Source organism: Sorangium sp. So ce327, assembly GCF_051530205.1.
GTDB classification, from domain to species: domain Bacteria; phylum Myxococcota_A; class Polyangia; order Polyangiales; family Polyangiaceae; genus Sorangium; species Sorangium cellulosum_B.
Window position 1 is genome coordinate 6,876,216 of the sequence record NZ_CP150330.1, and the last position, 17,236, is coordinate 6,893,451.

At 72.2% G+C, this 17,236-nt stretch carries 9 protein-coding genes; 5 read left to right on the forward strand and 4 right to left on the reverse strand.

Annotated features, from left to right (window positions below):
- The first annotated feature begins 2 nt into the window (after window positions 1–2).
- Window positions 3–3,956 carry a protein kinase domain-containing protein gene (locus tag WME95_RS25675; protein WP_437902043.1) on the forward strand — a complete coding sequence of 1,318 codons (3,954 nt, stop codon included), beginning with the start codon at window positions 3–5 and terminating at the stop codon, window positions 3,954–3,956.
- Between the two features lie 50 nt (window positions 3,957–4,006).
- Window positions 4,007–5,737, forward strand: a complete 1,731-nt coding sequence (locus WME95_RS25680) for a hypothetical protein (protein ID WP_437902044.1) — start codon at window positions 4,007–4,009, stop codon at window positions 5,735–5,737.
- A gap of 39 nt (window positions 5,738–5,776) precedes the next feature.
- Here WME95_RS25680 and WME95_RS25685 read toward each other — a convergent pair whose 3' ends face one another.
- Window positions 5,777–7,210: a sigma 54-interacting transcriptional regulator gene (locus WME95_RS25685; protein WP_437902045.1), complete on the reverse strand. Its 1,434-nt coding sequence runs from the start codon at window positions 7,208–7,210 to the stop codon at window positions 5,777–5,779.
- Window positions 7,211–7,397: 187 nt separating this feature from the next.
- Window positions 7,398–8,516 (reverse strand): hypothetical protein, encoded by a 1,119-nt coding sequence (locus WME95_RS25690; protein WP_437902046.1) that lies wholly within the window; start codon window positions 8,514–8,516, stop codon window positions 7,398–7,400.
- Window positions 8,517–9,625: 1,109 nt separating this feature from the next.
- Here WME95_RS25690 and WME95_RS25695 point away from each other — a divergent pair.
- From WME95_RS25695 to WME95_RS25705, 3 genes are all read left to right on the forward strand, one after another.
- A complete protein-coding gene (locus tag WME95_RS25695) occupies window positions 9,626–11,140 on the forward strand; it encodes an endo-1,4-beta-xylanase (RefSeq protein ID WP_437902047.1) in 1,515 nt (504 codons plus the stop codon).
- A gap of 182 nt (window positions 11,141–11,322) precedes the next feature.
- Window positions 11,323–12,936: a non-reducing end alpha-L-arabinofuranosidase family hydrolase gene (locus WME95_RS25700; RefSeq protein WP_437902048.1), complete on the forward strand. Its 1,614-nt coding sequence runs from the start codon at window positions 11,323–11,325 to the stop codon at window positions 12,934–12,936.
- Window positions 12,937–13,200: 264 nt separating this feature from the next.
- Window positions 13,201–13,752 (forward strand): hypothetical protein, encoded by a 552-nt coding sequence (locus WME95_RS25705; protein ID WP_437902049.1) that lies wholly within the window; start codon window positions 13,201–13,203, stop codon window positions 13,750–13,752.
- A gap of 148 nt (window positions 13,753–13,900) precedes the next feature.
- Here the strand turns inward: WME95_RS25705 and WME95_RS25710 are convergent, their stop codons facing one another.
- Complete coding sequence (locus WME95_RS25710; protein WP_437902050.1) at window positions 13,901–15,262, reverse strand: DUF1552 domain-containing protein; 1,362 nt, start codon at window positions 15,260–15,262, stop codon at window positions 13,901–13,903.
- A 30-nt stretch (window positions 15,263–15,292) separates the two neighbouring features.
- Complete coding sequence (locus tag WME95_RS25715; protein ID WP_437902051.1) at window positions 15,293–16,981, reverse strand: DUF1592 domain-containing protein; 1,689 nt, start codon at window positions 16,979–16,981, stop codon at window positions 15,293–15,295.
- Between the last annotated feature and the right edge of the window lie 255 nt (window positions 16,982–17,236).

Here is a 17,236-nt window from a genome sequence, read left to right on the forward strand (position 1 = left end):
CGGTGACGAGCGCCGAAGAGCGCGAGCACGAGGCGCTCGATCAGGATCCGTCGCCGCTGGTCCCCGGGCTCCTCGTCGAAGGGTTCCGTATCGAGCGGCTGCTCGGGCAAGGGGGGTTCGCGCGCGTCTACGCGGCGACGCGCGAGGGCGACGGCCGCGCCGTGGCGCTCAAGGTGGCGCGCCGGCGAGACGACGGCCGGATCGAGCGGGAGGCCGCGGCGCTCGCCCGCCTCGCGCCGCCGCTGGTCCCCGCGCTGCTCGGCCGCGGGCGCTCGGGAGAGCTCGGCCCGTTCCTCGTGCTGGAGCGGCTCGAGGGCAGCTCGCTCGCGCGCTGCCTCGCGGACCTGCCGGGCACCGGCGCGATGCCGATCGAGCAGGCGTCGGCGATCGCGCGCGCTCTCTCGGTCGCGCTGGACGCTGCGCACGACGCCGGGCTGGTGCACCGCGATCTCAAGCCCGAGAACGTGTGGCTGCGGCCGGGCGGGGAGGTCGCGCTGATCGACTTCGGCCTGGCCGCGCAGGCGCGCGCCGGCGGCGATGCGCGCGCGGCGCTCGGCCCCGACCTGACGCAGACCGGGGCGATCCTTGGGACGGCGGCGTACATGGCGCCGGAGCAGTGCCTCGGCGGGCGCGCCGTCGACGCGCGCGCCGACATCTACGCGCTCGGCGCGATGATCTTCGAGCTGCTCACCGGCCGGCCGCCGTTCGTCGGCGAGGCGGCCGAGGTGCGGCAGGCCCACGTGGCGCGCCGCCCCGACCCGCCCTCCTCGCTCGCGCCGCTGCCGGAGGGCGCCGACGAGGCGGTCCTCCGCTGCCTCGCGAAGGATCCCGAGGCCCGCCCGCCCCGCGCCAGCGACGTGGCGCGCGCGCTCGCGGCGTCGCTCGAAGCGCGCGTCGCCCCGTCCCGGGGGCGCGCGGCTTCCTCCGGCGCGCCCGCCCCCGCCCCCGGCCCACGCCGCGCGGTGGCGCTGCTCGCCGTGCGCACGCGCGAGCGCGCGGACGCGCTCGTCGACATCGCCCGCGCCGGAGGCGGCATCCTGGCGCGCTTTCGCGGGGAGCGCATGGTGCTCGCCTTCCCCGCCGCCGACGCGCCAGGCGACGGCGTGCGCGCGGCGGTGCGGGTGGCCCAGCGCGTCGCCGCGGCCGGCGCAGCGGAGCCGCCCCTCGTGGTCCACCTGGCTCCGCTCCGGGTGCGCGAGGGCACGCACGGCGTCACGCTCGCGGGCGCTGCGCTCGAGGACGCGGAGACCTGGGGGGCCGGCCTGGGGGACGCGGACGCCATGCCGCCGGCGATCCTCACGGCCGAAGCGCGGCGCGCGCTCGCGGACGGCCCGCACGATACCCCGCCCTCTCCGCGCGGTGTGGCCCCCGATCCGCGCAACGCGCCCCCCGACGAGCCCGGCGAGACCGCCCTGCGCGGCCGCGACGCGGCGCTCTGCCCGGCCCTCGCCGCGGCGCAGGAGGCGCTCGCCGGCGGCGGGCCGGCGCTCGTCACCGCGCTCGGCGCGGAAGGGCACGGAAAGAGCCGGTTCCTCGGGGCGCTCGCGGCGGCGCTCCGCGCCGGCGGCGCGGCCGTGCACGCCGCGGCGGCCCTCCGGCCGGAGGCGGCCGAGCACGGCGCGACGCTCGTCGCGCTCCTGCGCGCGGCCCTGGATCTCCCGGCCAGCGGCGAGCGCGACGAGAGCGCCCAGGAGGCGCTCGTCCAGCGGCTCGGCGCGGCGGAGGCCGCGCGCGCCTGGCCGGCCGTCGGGCTCGCCCTTGGGCGGCTCGCCCCGGGAGACCCGGCCGCCGCGCCGCTGCTCGCGGCGCCGGGCGCGCGCCGCCACGCCGAGGCCCGCGCGCTCGCGGCCGCCCTCGCGGCCGCCGCGCCGCTCGCGCTGCTGCTCGACGACGCCGACCTCGCCGACGCGTCCGCGCTCGACGCGATCGAGCTCGCCACGGCCGAGGGCAGCGCGGCGCGCCTCGCGATCGTGCTCGCCGCGCGGCCCTCGATCGCGTCGCTCCGTCCGGGGCTCGGGGAGCGCGCCGCCCGCCGCGTGGCGCTCGACCTCGGCCCGCTCGACGCCGAGGCCGCGGGCGCGCTGCTCCAGGACCGCCTCCGCCCCGTCGAGTTCGTCCCCCGCGCCGTGCTCGATCGCCTCCACGCGCTGGCGCGCGGCGTCCCGCGCGACCTCGTCGAGGTGGCGTACGCGCTGCGCGTCGGCGGCGCGATCCAGCGCGCCCGGGGCGGCGAGGGCTGGACGCTCGCGCCGGACGAGCTGCTCTCCCTGTCGGCCGCGCCGCTCGGCGAGCGCCTCGCCGAGCGCGCGCTCGCGGCCCTGCCGCCGCCGCTCGTCGACCTGCTCGAGGGCGCGGCGATCCTCGGCGACGACCTCTCCCCGGCCGAGCTCGAGGCCGCCCTGCGCGCGCTGGATCGCGCCGCCGACGCGCCGCCGCCGGCCGGCGCGCTGGACCCGGGCGTCGGCCTCGCGCGCCTCGCCCGGGCCGGCGTGCTCGTCGCGCGCTCGGCCTCGCCGCCGCGCTACGCCTTCCGGCACCCGCTCCTGCGCGAGGCCATCGAGGCGCGCATCCCGCCCGCCCGCCGCCGCGCGCTGCACGCCGCCGTCCTCCAGGGCCTCCTTGGCGCGCCGCGCGCCGCGGGGGCGCGCGCCCGGATCGCCCGCCACGCGGCCGCCGCGGGAGACCTGGCCGCGGCGGCGGCGGCGCACGCCGAGCTCGCGGACGAGGCGCTCGCCCGGCACGACGTCGTCGAGGCCGAGCAGCGCTTCACCGCGGCCCTGCGCCTCGCCGGCCTCCTCGAGCGCGACGACGCCTCGACCCGCGCCCGCGCCCGCGCGCTCGCGGGCCGCGGCCGCGCGCGTTACCGCCTGCAGCGCTTCGAGGAGTCGCTCGCCGATCTGCGCGCCGCCCGGGCGCTGGCCGAGGCCGCGGGCGACCGGGCCCGCGCGGCCGAGCTCCTGCTCGAGGAGGCGACCGCGCTCGACTGGCTCGAGGACTTCCCCGCCTCCGCGGCGATCGCGGCGCGCGCCGCCGAGCTCTGCGCCGGCCTCGGCGACGCCCGCCTCGACGCGCGCTGCCTGCTCGCGGGCGGCCGCTCGGACTGCCGCGACCAGCGGGTCGACGAGGGGATCCCCAAGCTGGAGCGGGCCGCCCGCGGCGCGCTCGCCGTCGGCGACCACGAGGCGCACGTCATCGCCCGGCTGGTGCTCGTCGCGTCGCTCTCGATGGCCCGCCGGCTCGACGAGGCCGAGCGCCACGCCGAGGCCGTCGTCGAGGCCTGCCTGCGCGCCGGCGACGTCTTCCACCTGTGCACCGCGTACATCAACCGCGTCTTCATGTGGGTGAAGCGGCGGGAGGAAGGGCGCGCGGTCGCGGACCAGCGGGAGGCCGTCCGCCTCGCCCGCGAGCTGGGGCATGCCCAGCTCGAGCGCTGGGCCACGCTGAACCTCGCGGAGCTGCGGTACTGGCTGGGCGCGCCGGACGAGGCTCTCCCGCTCGCGCGCCGCAGCCTCGACCTCCAGCGGCGTTATTTCAACAAGCGCCCTTCGCCGGACGACGTCCTCCTCCTCGCCCGCATCCACCTCGCCCGGGGCGAGCACGACGAGGCGGCCCGCCACCTGGCCGAGGCCCGCGCGAGCCTCCCTGAACCCGACCTCACCCCTTGCGCCCGGACGCTGGCACGCCTGGTGCAACAGGCTCTAGACGACCGGGCAGCCGGTCGGTTCGACGCTGCGGCATGGCGCGCGCTCGTGGACGAGGCGCGGCAGACCGCGATCCTTCACGAGCACGCCGAGGCGCTCCACAGCGCGGCCCTCTCGGCGCTCCGCGCGGGCGAGGGCGGCGAAGCGCGCCTGTTCCTCGCCGAGGCGAGGGCGATGTCGGCGGGCTTCTGGCAGCAGCGGTTCGACGAGATCGAGCGCGCCCTGCTCACGCCCGGAGCGACCGGCGCCGCGTGAACCGACCGGTCGGATCGCCCGGACCAGAGACAAGAAAGGAATCTGACCGCGTGAAGATCTACCGGACACGAGGGTTGATTGCGCTGTGTTTCGGGCTCTCGCTCGTGGGCACGGGCTGCGCCGTAGCCGGCGGCGACGCCTCCCCGCTCGACGGGCCGCCGCGCGCGGCGCCGGCGGGGAGCGGCTCGTCGACCGGGTCGGTCGTCGGGCCGGCCAGCGGCTGGTCGGCCAGCGGCGGGTCGGCCAGCGGGCTGGTGGCGGACATCGCGGACGCGGTGCAGGGCGTCTGGGGCAACGGACTCTCCGCCGAGGCGCTCACCCGCAACGCGCTGATCACGAACCCGCGTGCCAACCCCGTCATGGTGTCCGTCCCGCTCGCGACCGAGAGCTACGCCGACGACAGCAAGTACCCGGAGCTCCGCTATCAGCTCCGCCACGAGCCCACGCGCGAGGTGATGGACTACCTCGTCGCCTGCGCCCTCGAGCAGGACCAGAGCGTCTCGTACACCGACACGTCGACAGGCGAGAAATTCACATTCGACGGCAAGATCGGGGTCTGCCCTATCTGGGCCGTCGACAAGGCGGGGCCGAAGTGCCAGCAGCTCGTCTCGGCGTGCATGCTCTCGCTCGTGAACGCCCTGGGCCGCTCGATCACCGTCTCGCTGCGAGGCCAGGCGTTCCCGGAGCACCGGCCGGGGCTCCTCACGCCGGCGCCCTCCGTCCGCGTGGTGAGGAACACGGAGGACGGCGACACCATTCCGAGCTTCAGGCGGTGCGCGATCGAGTCCCAGGGAGCGTCGCGCAACTGTGGATGGACGGCCCAGGACGTCGGCTCGTGCACCCCGGGCTCGACCGTGTTCATCGCGACCGGCGATGCGCCCCTGACCGACTGCTCCGACGACCCGGCGAGCGCCGCCGGGCTGCCCGTCAGCGATACGGTGCTTCGCGTCTGCAGCGGTATCCGGGGCTGCGACGCCGACTCACCCGATCACATCGATCCGAGCGAGGTGCGCTGCGACAGCCGCGCCGAGCCGGCGCTCCGCTTCGTCTGCCCTAAACTCGGCTACTTCAGCCTCATGAGCGGCCCGCGGACGAGCGGTCGCGCCGGCCTCCTGGCGCCGGGCGGAGGCGTCGCCGCGGTGCTCCAGAGGAGCCGCCGCTTCAGCGTCGCGAGCCACCCGCGGCCGAGCCCCCCGCCGCCGCCCGGCGCCGTCTCCATCAACGAGGCGACGTTCCGCCCTGCGGTGTATCCGGCGGCGGAGGTCGATGTCTTCGGCTGGCGCGAGGGCGCGTTCTTCGGGAACCTGTGGGGCAATGAGCCCCTCCACCCCCGGCTCCAGGTGGGGATGAATGAAGTGGACGAGAAGGGCAACTTCCACCCTGCTCCGACCCCCGGGGAGGACTCCGGGCAGGCCATCTATCAGAACGCCTTCGCCTGCACGGGTGAATACTGGACCGATCACGCCGCGTACGTGGGGGAACGCCTCTGCGCCGGCGCCGAGGGCGAGGTCGACTGCGTCGCGACCCCGGTCGGCGCCTGCGACGAATCGCTCCTCGTCGCGGAGTGTCCGACGCTCCACCAGTGCGCCGTCGACGACGGGGTGCTCGTGGAGGGCGACAGGGACTTCCAGCAGTGCAAGGGCGGCGGGCGCACATGGCGCCATCCGATCACCGTGTTTCTCAACCACCCGTCGGATGTCGTCCGGGACTTCCCGTTCTCCCCGTTCGCGCCGATGTTGCCCGGCAGCGTGCTGCCCGTCGGCGCGCTGTACTGTCCCTGACCGGCGGCCGCGCGGTCGCGCGGTCACCCAATCGCGCGCTCACCCGTCCCTGTAGTCGCCTGGCTCGATGCCATAACGCGCGATCCACCGGTGGATCTGCGTTCTCCCCTTCCCCATCGCCCGCGCCACCGCGCTGACGTTCCCGCGGTGCTCGCGGAAGAGGCGGATGAGCGCCTCGCGCCGCTGCTGGTCCTCCTCGGCGGGCCGCTGGCGCTCGGCGGGCTGGGCGTCGGGCTTCGAGGCCTCGGGCGGGTGGCTGCTCCGCGGCACGACGACGGGCGGCGGCAGGTGATCGAGCTCCACCCGGCCGCCGCCGGCGAGCACGATCGCGGTCGCAAGGCACTTCTCCAGCTCGCGGACGTTGAGCCGCCACTCGCGCAGGAGGAGCGCGCGCGCCGCCTCGCAGCCGAGCGCGATCGACGCGGCCCGGTCCGGGGCGGCGCGGCGGAGCAGCGCGGCGATGACCAGCCCGAGATCCTCCCGGCGCCTGCGCAGGGGCGGCAGCTCGAGCACGAAGCCCGAGAGGCGCGCGAAGAGATCGCCCCGGAAGTCGCCGCGCTCGACCATCGCAGGGAGGTCGCGGTGCGTGGCCACGACCACGCGGAGGTCGACCTTCACGGGGCGCGTCGCGCCCACCGCGACGACCTCCGACTCCTGCAGCACGCGCAGGAACGCGGTCTGCGACGCCGCGGGCAGATCGCCGATCTCGTCGAGGAAGAGCGTGCCGCGGTCGGCCGCGCGGATGAGGCCGGGCCGGTCCTCGGCGGCGCCGGAGAAGGCGCCCTTCTTGTGGCCGAACAGCTCGGACTCGATGAGGCTCTCGGGCAGCGCGCCGCAGTTGATGGCGACGAACGGGCCGGGCCGCCCCGACAGCGCGTGGACGGCGCGCGCGACGACCTCCTTGCCGGTGCCGCTCTCGCCCTGGAGGACGACGGGGATGGGCGCGGGCGCGACGGCCCGGAGGGAGGCGAAGCGCTCGGCCAGCTCGGGCGAGAAGGTGGCGAGGCCGAACGGCTGATCCGCCGCCTGGGCCGCGTCGCTCGCCGCCTCGTCGGGCACCGCGACCTGGCGGAACAGGAAGAACGTGTGCCCGAGCTCGATCAGGTCCCCCTCGGCGAGCGTCGCGCTCCGCCGTGGCACGCCGTTCACGAAGGTGCCGTTCGTCGAGCCGAGGTCCTCCAGGCAGAGCTGGCCGCCGTCGCGCGTGATCCGCGCGTGGCGGGACGACACCCAGCCGTCCTCGAGGCGCACGTCGAGCAGCGCCCGGTCCGCCTCGGTCCGCCGGTCGATCGAGCGCACCGGGCCTCGCCCGAACCGCACCTCGTCGACCCCGTCGAGCGCCAGCCGCGCGGGCGGATCCATCGGCCGCTGGCACTGCAAGACGAGGAAGAGGAACGGCCGCGGCTCGGCGGCGGAGCCGGCGCGCCGCCGGGTGCGGACCAGCGTCGACGGCTCGTCCCGACCCGCGCTCATCCTGCCCCTCTCCGCCCCTGGCAGGCCGCGCACGGAGGAGGCGCCAGGGAATCGACCCGAGGCTGCATGCCGCAGGCCACGATCTACCACGCCCCGCCAGCCAGTGGAGCAAGCTCAGGCGCGCGAAGCTCACGCGCTGGTCGTCCTGTCGCGGCGCCCCGAGCCGGCGGGGCGGCTCGCCGCGCCGTCAGCGGTAGGGCCCCTGCGGCGCGGGCGCCGCGAGGGACGAGACGATCGCGATCGCGCGCTCGATCCGGTCGCGCCCCGTCTCGATGCGGCCGAACACAAGCTTGACCGCGGCCTCATCGCCCACGACGGCCGCCGGGCGGAGCGCGGCGATCTCGCGCCTCACCTCGTCGGTGAGGCGCCACGCCACCCGGTCCGGCGCTTCGGCCTGCACCTCGTACGCCCGCGACAGGCCGCCGTCGTCGGGCTGCCCCGAGCTCGCCCGGTCCGGCCCGCGCCTCTGCCGGCGCCTCACGATGAACCGCTCCGACGGGGACGCGGCGCGGGCGACGCGCACCTGCGTGCCGAACGCCCCCCGCCTTCCATCCCGGCCGAACGTCACGGCGAGGCGCCGGCCGCGGTGCTCGAGCTCGATGGTCATGCCTCCGGGCGAGGTGGTCCCGGCGCCGGACAGGAGGCGCCCGCCGAGCTGTTGCGAGAGCGCGCGCAGCTCCTTCGCGAGCCCCCGGCCGCGGCCGGCGACGAGCGCCGCAGCGCGGATGGCGCTCGCGAGCTTCTCGGCGTCGTCCTCCAGCCCGGCGCGGATCGCGGTCAGCCGGTGCGCCTCGAGCGTGAGCTGGTATTCGGTCGCCGCGCGGAGCGCCTCGCGCAGCTCCCGTGTGAGCCACCAGCGCGCGAGCGCCGGGCTGCTCGCCTGCACGACGAAGGAGCCGTCGTCCGCCGGGTCGCCGGCGTCCACCCGCCGCGCCCGGAAGCCCCCCCCGCTCGGCCGGTCGAGCTGCTGCTCGTTGACCCGGAGCCTGAGGCCCGACGGGTTGCTCACCGTGCCCGTGATGCGGGTGCTGTAGCGCACGACGGCCGCGCCGCCGCGATCGACGTCGTGGTCGACGAGGAGCGCGACGCCGTCGAGCACCACGGAGATCTGCATCCGCGGGTCTCCCGATGGGCCCGGACCCGACCGGAACTCCCCCCCGACGAGGGCCGCCGCGCGCTGCCACAGGGGCCGTGCGAGCCGCCAGCGGGCCTCGGCCGCCCGCCGCGCGTCGTTGCGCGCGTACGCGAAGAAGCGCGCGAGCCCCGCGATCCCCGAGATGATCATCAGGACGAAGATGGGCTCCATCCTCGCCCAGGGTATCGTCCCCGCGAGGGTGCGCCCAGGCGAGACCGGCCCGAGGGCGGCCGAGCTCGCCTGGGCGGCTCGCCGCGGACGCGGAGAAGAGCGCGGCGGGCCGCCGCCTACCGATCGCCGTGGATCGCACCTGGTGCCGTTGACCGTGACCGCGCGGCTGACGGCGCTGTTGGTCCAGCAAAGATCGGAATCAACGCTGCTCGGGCTGCAATAACTCGCCACGATTCGCTGCAGGACATGGCGAGAGCGGGGCCAGCACCGATGACGAGCCGAGATATCGCGGGACACGCGGCCGTGTCAGGTGAATCTCGCGCTCTGTCCCCTACCGCCCAGAGGACACCCTCGGGACGAGCGGCGTCTGCGCGCGGCGCAGCTCGCGCTTGCTGGGGGGAGAAGGAACTCCAATGTAGGAAACGAGGGAGACCCGATGTGGGAGAAGGGAGCCCAATGTGGAGAGACGGAGAGGGAAGTCCAAACCCTCCGGAGACGTCAAGTCCCAACTGCGGAAGCTGCCCTGGACCGACAGAACATTCTTCCACGCAATCCAGCCTCCCTGAAAAAGAGACAGCATATCAACAACTTACCCATGAATCGAAGGAGCCGCCTTCCCTCAACAGCCTTCCGCGATTGACATCGGAGATGTGAGCGCTCACATTGGCACTCGTCGGTATTCTTTTGCTTCGCATCGGAAGGGTGGCCATGCGCACTGAGATCTCCACGAGAACGGGCCACGCGGGCCAGTGGGCTGATCCATGAGACGTCGATCTCCACCGAGCTCTTCGGCACGCTGAGCCCCGGCGCCGGCGACGACGCCGCCCCGAGGGGGGTCGGCACGTCCGACGATGACCCGCGCGCGGAGCTCGACTCGGCCGACACCGGCTCGACCAGGCACACCTGGACCGGCGCGTCGGGGGAGAAGGAGATCCAAACGCTTCGGAGACGTCAAGCCCCACCTTTGGGAGCTGCCCTGCGTTGACAGAACATATTTCCATGTGATCCGGCTCCACGGGAGAGCGACGCCAACTCAACAACTTATCTACGCGTCGCAGGGGCCGGTTTCACGCCACTACGAAATTCCCGCTTAAGCACAGGAGAACCTTATGAGAATGCGATTTGAACGCTGGACCCTGCTGACGACGATCGCGCTCAGCGCGTGCATCTCCGCCGAGCAGCTCGATGAAGACGGCTACGAGTTCGAAGAGCTCGCCGAGAGCGTCACCATCGACACCGCGGCGACCTACACGATCACCGGCGTCCAGAGTGGAAAATGCGTCGAGGTGGCTGGAGGCAGCACCGCGGACGCAGCGGCCTTGCAGATCGCCGGCTGCAACGGCTCGACGCGGCAACAGTTCCGCATGGAATCGGCGGGCGGCGGCTACTACCGCATCCGCAACGTCAACAGCAACCGTTGCATGGACGTCGCCGGCGCCTCCACCAGCGACGGCGCCCGCATCCAGCAATACTCCTGCTGGACCGGGGAGAACCAGCAGTGGTCCTTCACGGACGTCGCCAACGGCGTCGTGCGCCTCACCGCACGCAACAGCGGCAAGTCCCTGGACGTCTACGCCCGCGGCACCGCGGACGGCACCGCCTTGGTTCAATGGGCATCGAACGGCGGCACCAACCAGCAGTTCCGGATCACCCCCGTGAGCTCGGGCACCGGCACCGGAGGCACCGGCACCGGAGGCACCGGCGGCACCGGAGGCACAGGCGGCAGCGGCGGTGCCGGCGGCAGCGGCGGCGGCAGCAGCAGCGGCGGCAAGTTCGTCGGCAACATCACGACCGGCGGGCAGGTGCGAGCGGATCTGTCCCGGTACTGGAACCAGCTCAGCCCGGAGAACGAGGGCAAGTGGGGCTCCGTCGAGCCCACGCGGGACGTCATGAACTGGGCCGGCATGGACCGAGTCCGGGATTACGCTCGCCAGAAGGGCATTCCCTACAAGGGCCACACCCTGATCTGGGGTGCCCAGCAGCCGGGCTGGATCGCCAATCTGTCGCAGAGCGAGCAGCGCGCAGAGGTAGAAGAGTGGATCCAGGCGTTCTGCCAGCGCTACCCGGACGTCGCCGTCATCGACGTCGTGAACGAGCCGCCCCCGCACACCACCCCGTCGTACATGAACGCCCTCGGCGGCGCGGGATCGAGCGGCTACGACTGGATCGTGCAAGCGTTCAAGTGGGCGCGGCAGTACTGCCCGAACGCCAAGCTGCTGCTCAACGATTACAACAACATCGAGTACAACAGCGACAATCAGAACACGCTCAACATCGTCAATCGGATCCGGGCGGCGGGGGCTCCCATCGACGGCATCGGCGCTCAGGCTCACGACGCGTACAAGCTCAACACCAGCACCGTCAAGGGCTTCCTCGATAAACTCGCCGGCACCGGCCTGCCGGTCTACATCACCGAGTACGACATCAACCTGGCGAACGACACGCAGCAGCTCAACGTGATGCAGAGCCAGTTCCCCATGTTCTACGAGCATCCGAGCGTGAAGGGCATCACGCTGTGGGGGTACATCAGCGGCCAGACGTGGGTGACCAACTCAGGGCTCATGAGCAGCAGCGGCCAGATGCGGCCCGCCATGTCCTGGTTGATGAGCTACCTGGGGCGCTGACGCCGGACGCGCTGACGCGCGGTTCACGGAGAACCACGCGCCCGGAGATCGCTGCGCAGGCTCGTCGGCTCGATCGCAGGTCGACGGAGTCGACCCGCGAGGCCCGCGCTTGCGCAGCCGATCCCGGGCGCGTTTTCGTGTGTCTTACTTCCCGCTTCCTATGCCTTTGAACAGAGGGGATCATGATGAGAATCCGATTCAGACGATGGGCGCTGCTCGCGACGCTGGCCGCCACGGCCGCGTGCGTCTCCGCCGAGCAGCTCGATGAAGACGGCCCCGAGCTCGACGAGCTCGCCGAGAGCGTCACCATCGACACCGCGGCGACCTACACGATCACCGGTGTCCAGAGCGGAAAGTGCGTCGAGGTGGCTGGAGGCAGCACCGCTGACGCGGCGGCCATGCAGATCGCCAGCTGCAACGGCTCGACGCGGCAACAGTTCCGCATGGAATCGGCGGGCGGCGGCTACTACCGCATCCGCAACGTCAACAGCAACCGTTGCATGGACGTCGCCGGCGCCTCCACCAGCGACGGCGCCCGCATCCAGCAATACTCCTGCTGGAGCGGGGAGAACCAGCAGTGGTCCTTCACGGACGTCGCCAGCGGCGTCGTGCGCCTCACCGCACGCAACAGCGGCAAGTCCCTGGACGTCTACGCCCGCGGCACCGCGGACGGCACCGCCGTGATTCAATGGGCATCGAACGGCGGCACCAACCAGCAATTCCGGATCACCCCCGTGAGCTCGGGCACCGGCACCGGCGGCACCGGCGGCACCGGCGGCAGCGGGGGCACCGGCGGCACCGGCGGCACAGGCGGCAGCGGGGGCGCCGGCGGCAGCGGGGGCGGCGAAGGTTGTGGCTTGCCCACCACCTTCCGCTGGCAGTCGAGCAGCGCGCTGGTGAGCCCGAAGTCCGACGCGACTCACAACATCGTGTCCATCAAGGATCCGACGGTCTCCTTCTTCAACGATCGCTGGCACATCTACGCCACCACGGCGAACACCGCCGGCAACTGGCAGATGACGTACCTGAACTTCACCGACTGGTCCCAGGCCGCGTCCGCATCGCATTACTACATGGATCGCACGCCTGGCTTCAGCGGCTATCGGTGCGCGCCGCAGATGTTCTTCTTCAGGCCTCAGAACAAGTGGTACCTCATCTATCAATCGCAGCCGCCGCAGTTCTCCACGACCAGCGACCCGAGCCGCCCGGACACCTGGACCAGGCCCCAGAACTTCTTCGCGTCCACGCCCGCCGGCATGCCCAGCCTGCCCATCGATTACTGGGTGATCTGCGACAGCGCCAACTGTTACCTCTTCTTCACCGGCGACGACGGCCGGATGTACCGCAGCCAGACCACTGTGCAGAACTTCCCGAACGGGTTCGGCCCGGTCTCGATCGCCCTTCAGGACTCGAATCGCAACAATCTGTTCGAGGGGAGCTCCACGTACAAGATCAAGGGCATGAACAAGTATCTGACGCTGATCGAGGCCATCGGCCCGACGGGCGCCAGGTTCTATCGCTCGTTCACCGCGGATCGCCTCGACGGCGCGTGGACCCCGCTCGCGCATACCTGGAACGCGCCCTTCGCAGGTCAAAACAACGTCACTTACGCGTCAGGCGTGGCTGACTGGAGCGACGACGTGAGCCATGGCGAGCTGGTGCGCGATGGCAACGACGAGACCGCGACGATCGACACCTGCAATCTGCAGTTCCTGTATCAAGGACGCAACCCGAGCTCGGGCGGCGAATACTCGCAGCTCCCGTACCGCCTCGGCCTGCTGAAGGCGGTCCGCTAGAGCGGCGGGCACCCGCTTCGGATACGGGCCCACCTCGACGTTTTCGGTGCTCAGCGCACAGGAGTGCGCTTGCGCGCCGAAAACGCCGATCTGGGCCCGTCTCCTGTGCGGGAGACCGCCGCTCTGATCGCCATGGTGCTGAGGTGGCGGAAACCGCTGTAGAACACTGTTCACGTCGGAGTCCCGAGAAATTCGCCGCCTTCACCCCATAGCCTGCGAGGCGACCCTCGCTGGGATCCTTCGCGCGTGCTAACATGGCACCGCATGATGCGGGTGGTCCTCCTGGGTGCGCTCCTCTTCGCGAGCGCCTGTGACAGCACCGTCGTCGTTCGCGAGGACGGCCATGGCACGAGCGGCGACGCCGGCGGCGACGGCGGCGGCGGCGGCGACGGCGGAACGTCTGCTCCAGGGGCCGGAGGCAGCGACACAAGCAGTTCGTCCTCCTCACCCGGTTGGACGGTGCCGCCCGATCGGGTCTACAGCCACATCGATTGCGAGCCCGCCGGCTCGACGCTCCTCGTGGAGATGTCGCCGAGGGGTTCCGGCTGTGTGCCCGCGGCCGACGTCTTGGACGATGTGCTCGTGTTCGGGATCGTGAGGTGGGACGGGCAGCCGGGAACGTTCACGCTCGGTGTCGAGACTCCGCACGGCGTGGCGCTGGCCGCCAGGGGCGTGCAGCCCGATCTCGTCACCGGCACGCTCACGATCGAGCCCTACGTCGGGACGCCTTCGGCGATCGCGTGGGATCTATCCGTGGGCGCTGGCCGCACCGACCTGTCCGTTTGCGGCCGCTTCGACGACTTCCCGTGCCGGTGAGCCTCACTCGCCTTTGACGAACGGCACGTCCAGCGAGCCCTCCGGCACGCTCGCGAGGTGGGTTGTCTTGGAGCCGGGGACGATGGAGCGGCGCCGGCAGGCGGCGAGCGCCTGCCGAGCGCCTCTTCCAGACGCGGCGGCGCCGCGCTCAGACCTGGATGCCCGCGAGCGGCGACGTGACCCGCCCCGCGTCGATACCGAACTCCGTCACGTTCACGCCCATGACCTGGGCGACCGTCAGGAGCGCCTTGCTCAGGTTGTCGCCGGGGAAGTTGCGGTGCTCGTCGCCGCGCAGCCGCCCTCCGGCTTTCCCGGCGAAGAGCACCGGCCATTCCGTCCTCGTGTGCACCTTGCCCCACGCGGTGTCGGACGTGACGTACACGAGCGAGCTGTCGAGCAGGTTCGAGCTGCCGTGCGGCGTGTTCTTGAGCTTCGTCAAGAACTCGTTCAGGCAGCGCATCGTGTAGATCACGCCCTTGTCGACGCGAGGCTGGCTCGATTGATCCCCGGCATCTCCGTGGCAGATGGTGTCGTGGAAGTCGTCGTTCATGTCCTGCGCCAGGTGCCGATAGTAGACGTGCGCGGCGGGCAGCGAGAACATGAACGAGAGCACGCGGGTCCTCTCGCAGGCGAGCGCGAGCGCCGAGAGCTCGACCATGGCGGAGTTCACCGCAGGGGGCGCCTCGCTCTGCGAGTCCTTGCCAACGGCGGGCGCCGTCGGGCTCTTGCACGCTGCTGTCGCACCGCCGCCGGACGACATGGTATCGAGGCGCTGCTCGATGGCCCGGATCGACTCGAGGTGCTCCTCGATACGATGCCTGTCGGCCGCCCCGAGCCGCTGCTTCAGGCTCGCGCCGTCCTGCTGGACGGAGTCGAGCACGCTCTTCCGCACGTTCGCGAGCTTCTTGGCCTGCTCCGCGCCGTCGTCGCTGGGCTCGGGCAAGCCGCTCATGAACAATCGATTGAACACGGCCTTCGGATCGAACTCCGGGTTGTTGCGCGCGTTCGGCCCCCTGTGCGAGACCGTGTGCAACGAGTCCTGAGGGCCGCCCGGCGTCGCCGGCGTCAATCCCACCTCGAGGGAGCGGTACGGCGCCCCCTCCGAGATGGCGTTCGCGACGACCTGATCGATGGACGGGGCCCGCACGGCGTTCCCGCTGAGCGGCGCGCCCGTCGTGGCCCCCGCCGACCCGGTGGGGTGCTCGACGCCGGAGACCACGAGCTTGTTCTCGAGGCCGCTGATCACCGTGAGGTACGACTTGAGATCCGCGAGCGGCTGGAGCTCCGGGCTGAGCTCCCAGGCCTGACCGGAGCCCGTGCGCGTCGGCTTCCAGCGACCGGGCAGCGTGCCGTTCCCGAAGAACCACGTGACGTAGAGCGGCGACACCGGCGTCTTCGTCTGAGCGTGCGCCGTGCCGCTCTCGTTCAGCATGATCTCCAGCAAGGGGAGCGGGATGGTGACGGCGGCGCCCGTCGCCAGCATGCCCCGGAGAACAGTTCGTCGGCTCAAAGCTTTGTTCGTCATTGGGGGTACCTGCGATCAGGGTTGGGGGGCGACGGACGAGAAAGCGTCGTTGGTCACGACGTCGAGGACCAGCTCGCGCAGCCTGTACCCCGACCCTTCGAACGAAGCGGTCAGCGCGTTGAGCACGCGCTTGTCCACCTTTCTCTCCTCGTGACCCGCCGCATACGTGTAGTACTTGCGGACGAGGCACTCCGCGACCGATGCGTCCGAGCTGAGGGTCACGCCGAGCGCGCGCGCGTCGGCGACCGGCACCCCGTCGAACTCGCCGCTAGGGTCGATCGGCAGACCGTGGTCGGTCGTGCGGAAGCGGCCGATCGCGTCGAAGGTCTCCAGCGGCAGGCCCAGCGGGTCCATGTACGAGTGGCAGCCGGCGCAGGCGGGCTCGGTCCGGTGGATCTCGAGCCGCTGACGCTTCGTCAGGGGCCTGTCCGCGGGCGGCTCCGGGAGCTCGAGGGCGACGTCGCCGGGGGGCGGCGGGATGGGCGTGCACATGAGGGCGTCACGCATGAACTTGCCGCGCAACGTGGGAGAGCCCTCCTTCTGGTTCGCGAACTGCGAGAGGAAGCCCGCTTTGCTGAGGATGCCGACGCGCGGGCCGTCCGCGGGCAACGAGCGGACCTCGAAGGCGCCCGAGCCGAGCCCGGCCGTGTCGATACCGTAGAGCTCGGCGAGCTCGCTGTTGACGACGACCTTCGTTGTCGAGAACAGGTCGAGCGCGCTCGTTCGATCGTCGAACGCGAGGACCTCCCAGGTGCCTCGCATGTCGCGGACCATCGCCGCCTGCAGCGCGGGGCTATACTCCGGAAAGAGCCCCGTGTCTTTTGCCTGCGTGCTGAGCCGATCGAGCCGCATGTACTCCTCGGCGAAGGCGCCGACCGCCTCGCGCCCGGCAGGCGCCTCGAGCAGCCGCGTCGCCGCCGCGCGGATCCCCTCCACCGTTCCGAGCGCCCCGCTCGCGGCCTGGTCGAGCAGCTCCTCGTCTGGCAGGCTGTTCCACACAAGGAACGCGAGCCGGGACGCCATCTCGTAGCCCGTCAAGCGAAGCGAGCCGTCGGCGCTCGGAGCGCCGAGCTCCGGGCGATACAGGAAGTTCGGAGACGTGAAGAGGGCCACCGTCGCCCAGCGGGCCCCCTCGACGGCGCTCTCGAGCTGGGTCGCGGCGTTTGCGGCGACGGCCGCGAGCCGGTCGACCTCGGCGGCCTCGAGCGGGCGGCGCCACGCACGACGCCCCAGCGCCTCGATGAAGCCGCGCACGCAAGCGTCGTTCTCCGCGCCGCTGGGCGCGCAGCCGATGAACTGGCCTCGCCTCGCGGGATCCGCGAACACCGCGTCGACGGCGCCCTCGATGGCCGCGTGGTACTGCTCGACGCCTCGCTCCGAGGTCACGACGGTCGCGGCGCCGATGACCGCAAAGTTCCCGTTCCAGCTGTCGGCGTCGAGCTGATGGATATCGACCTCGACGCCCAGCATGTCGCGCACGGCGTTGCGGAACTGCGTCCTCGTCAGACGGCGCAGCATCCCGGCCGCGGGTTGGAACTGCGGCGGGTCCGAGCCCGTCGGCGGCTCATCTCCCCCGGATGAGGATGCCCCAGGGCCCTCCGTCGGATCACCCAGCGCGCCCGTGCACGCGGCCGCGAACGCGAGCGCGCAAACGGCGGCGACTTCTCTCGAGAAACGGAGCTCGTGCCATGACGGCTTCTTCATCTTGCTCTCCGATAATGCAAGGGGGGTGACGACGCGCGGGAACCCACATCTCGCGACCATGCCACAGAGCAGGCGCTCGCATCACGGAGCCCATTTCGCCCGGCGTGATGGAGCCTGGAGCACCAGATACCGGACCCGGCCGGTGTGATGACACTGCTGCGTCCGAGGAGAGGCTGAGCAGAGCCCGCCGCAACATAGGTCACGCCGCACCCGAAGCCGCCATCCGGCCGCTTCGCCGGACACCCAGAAAATTCC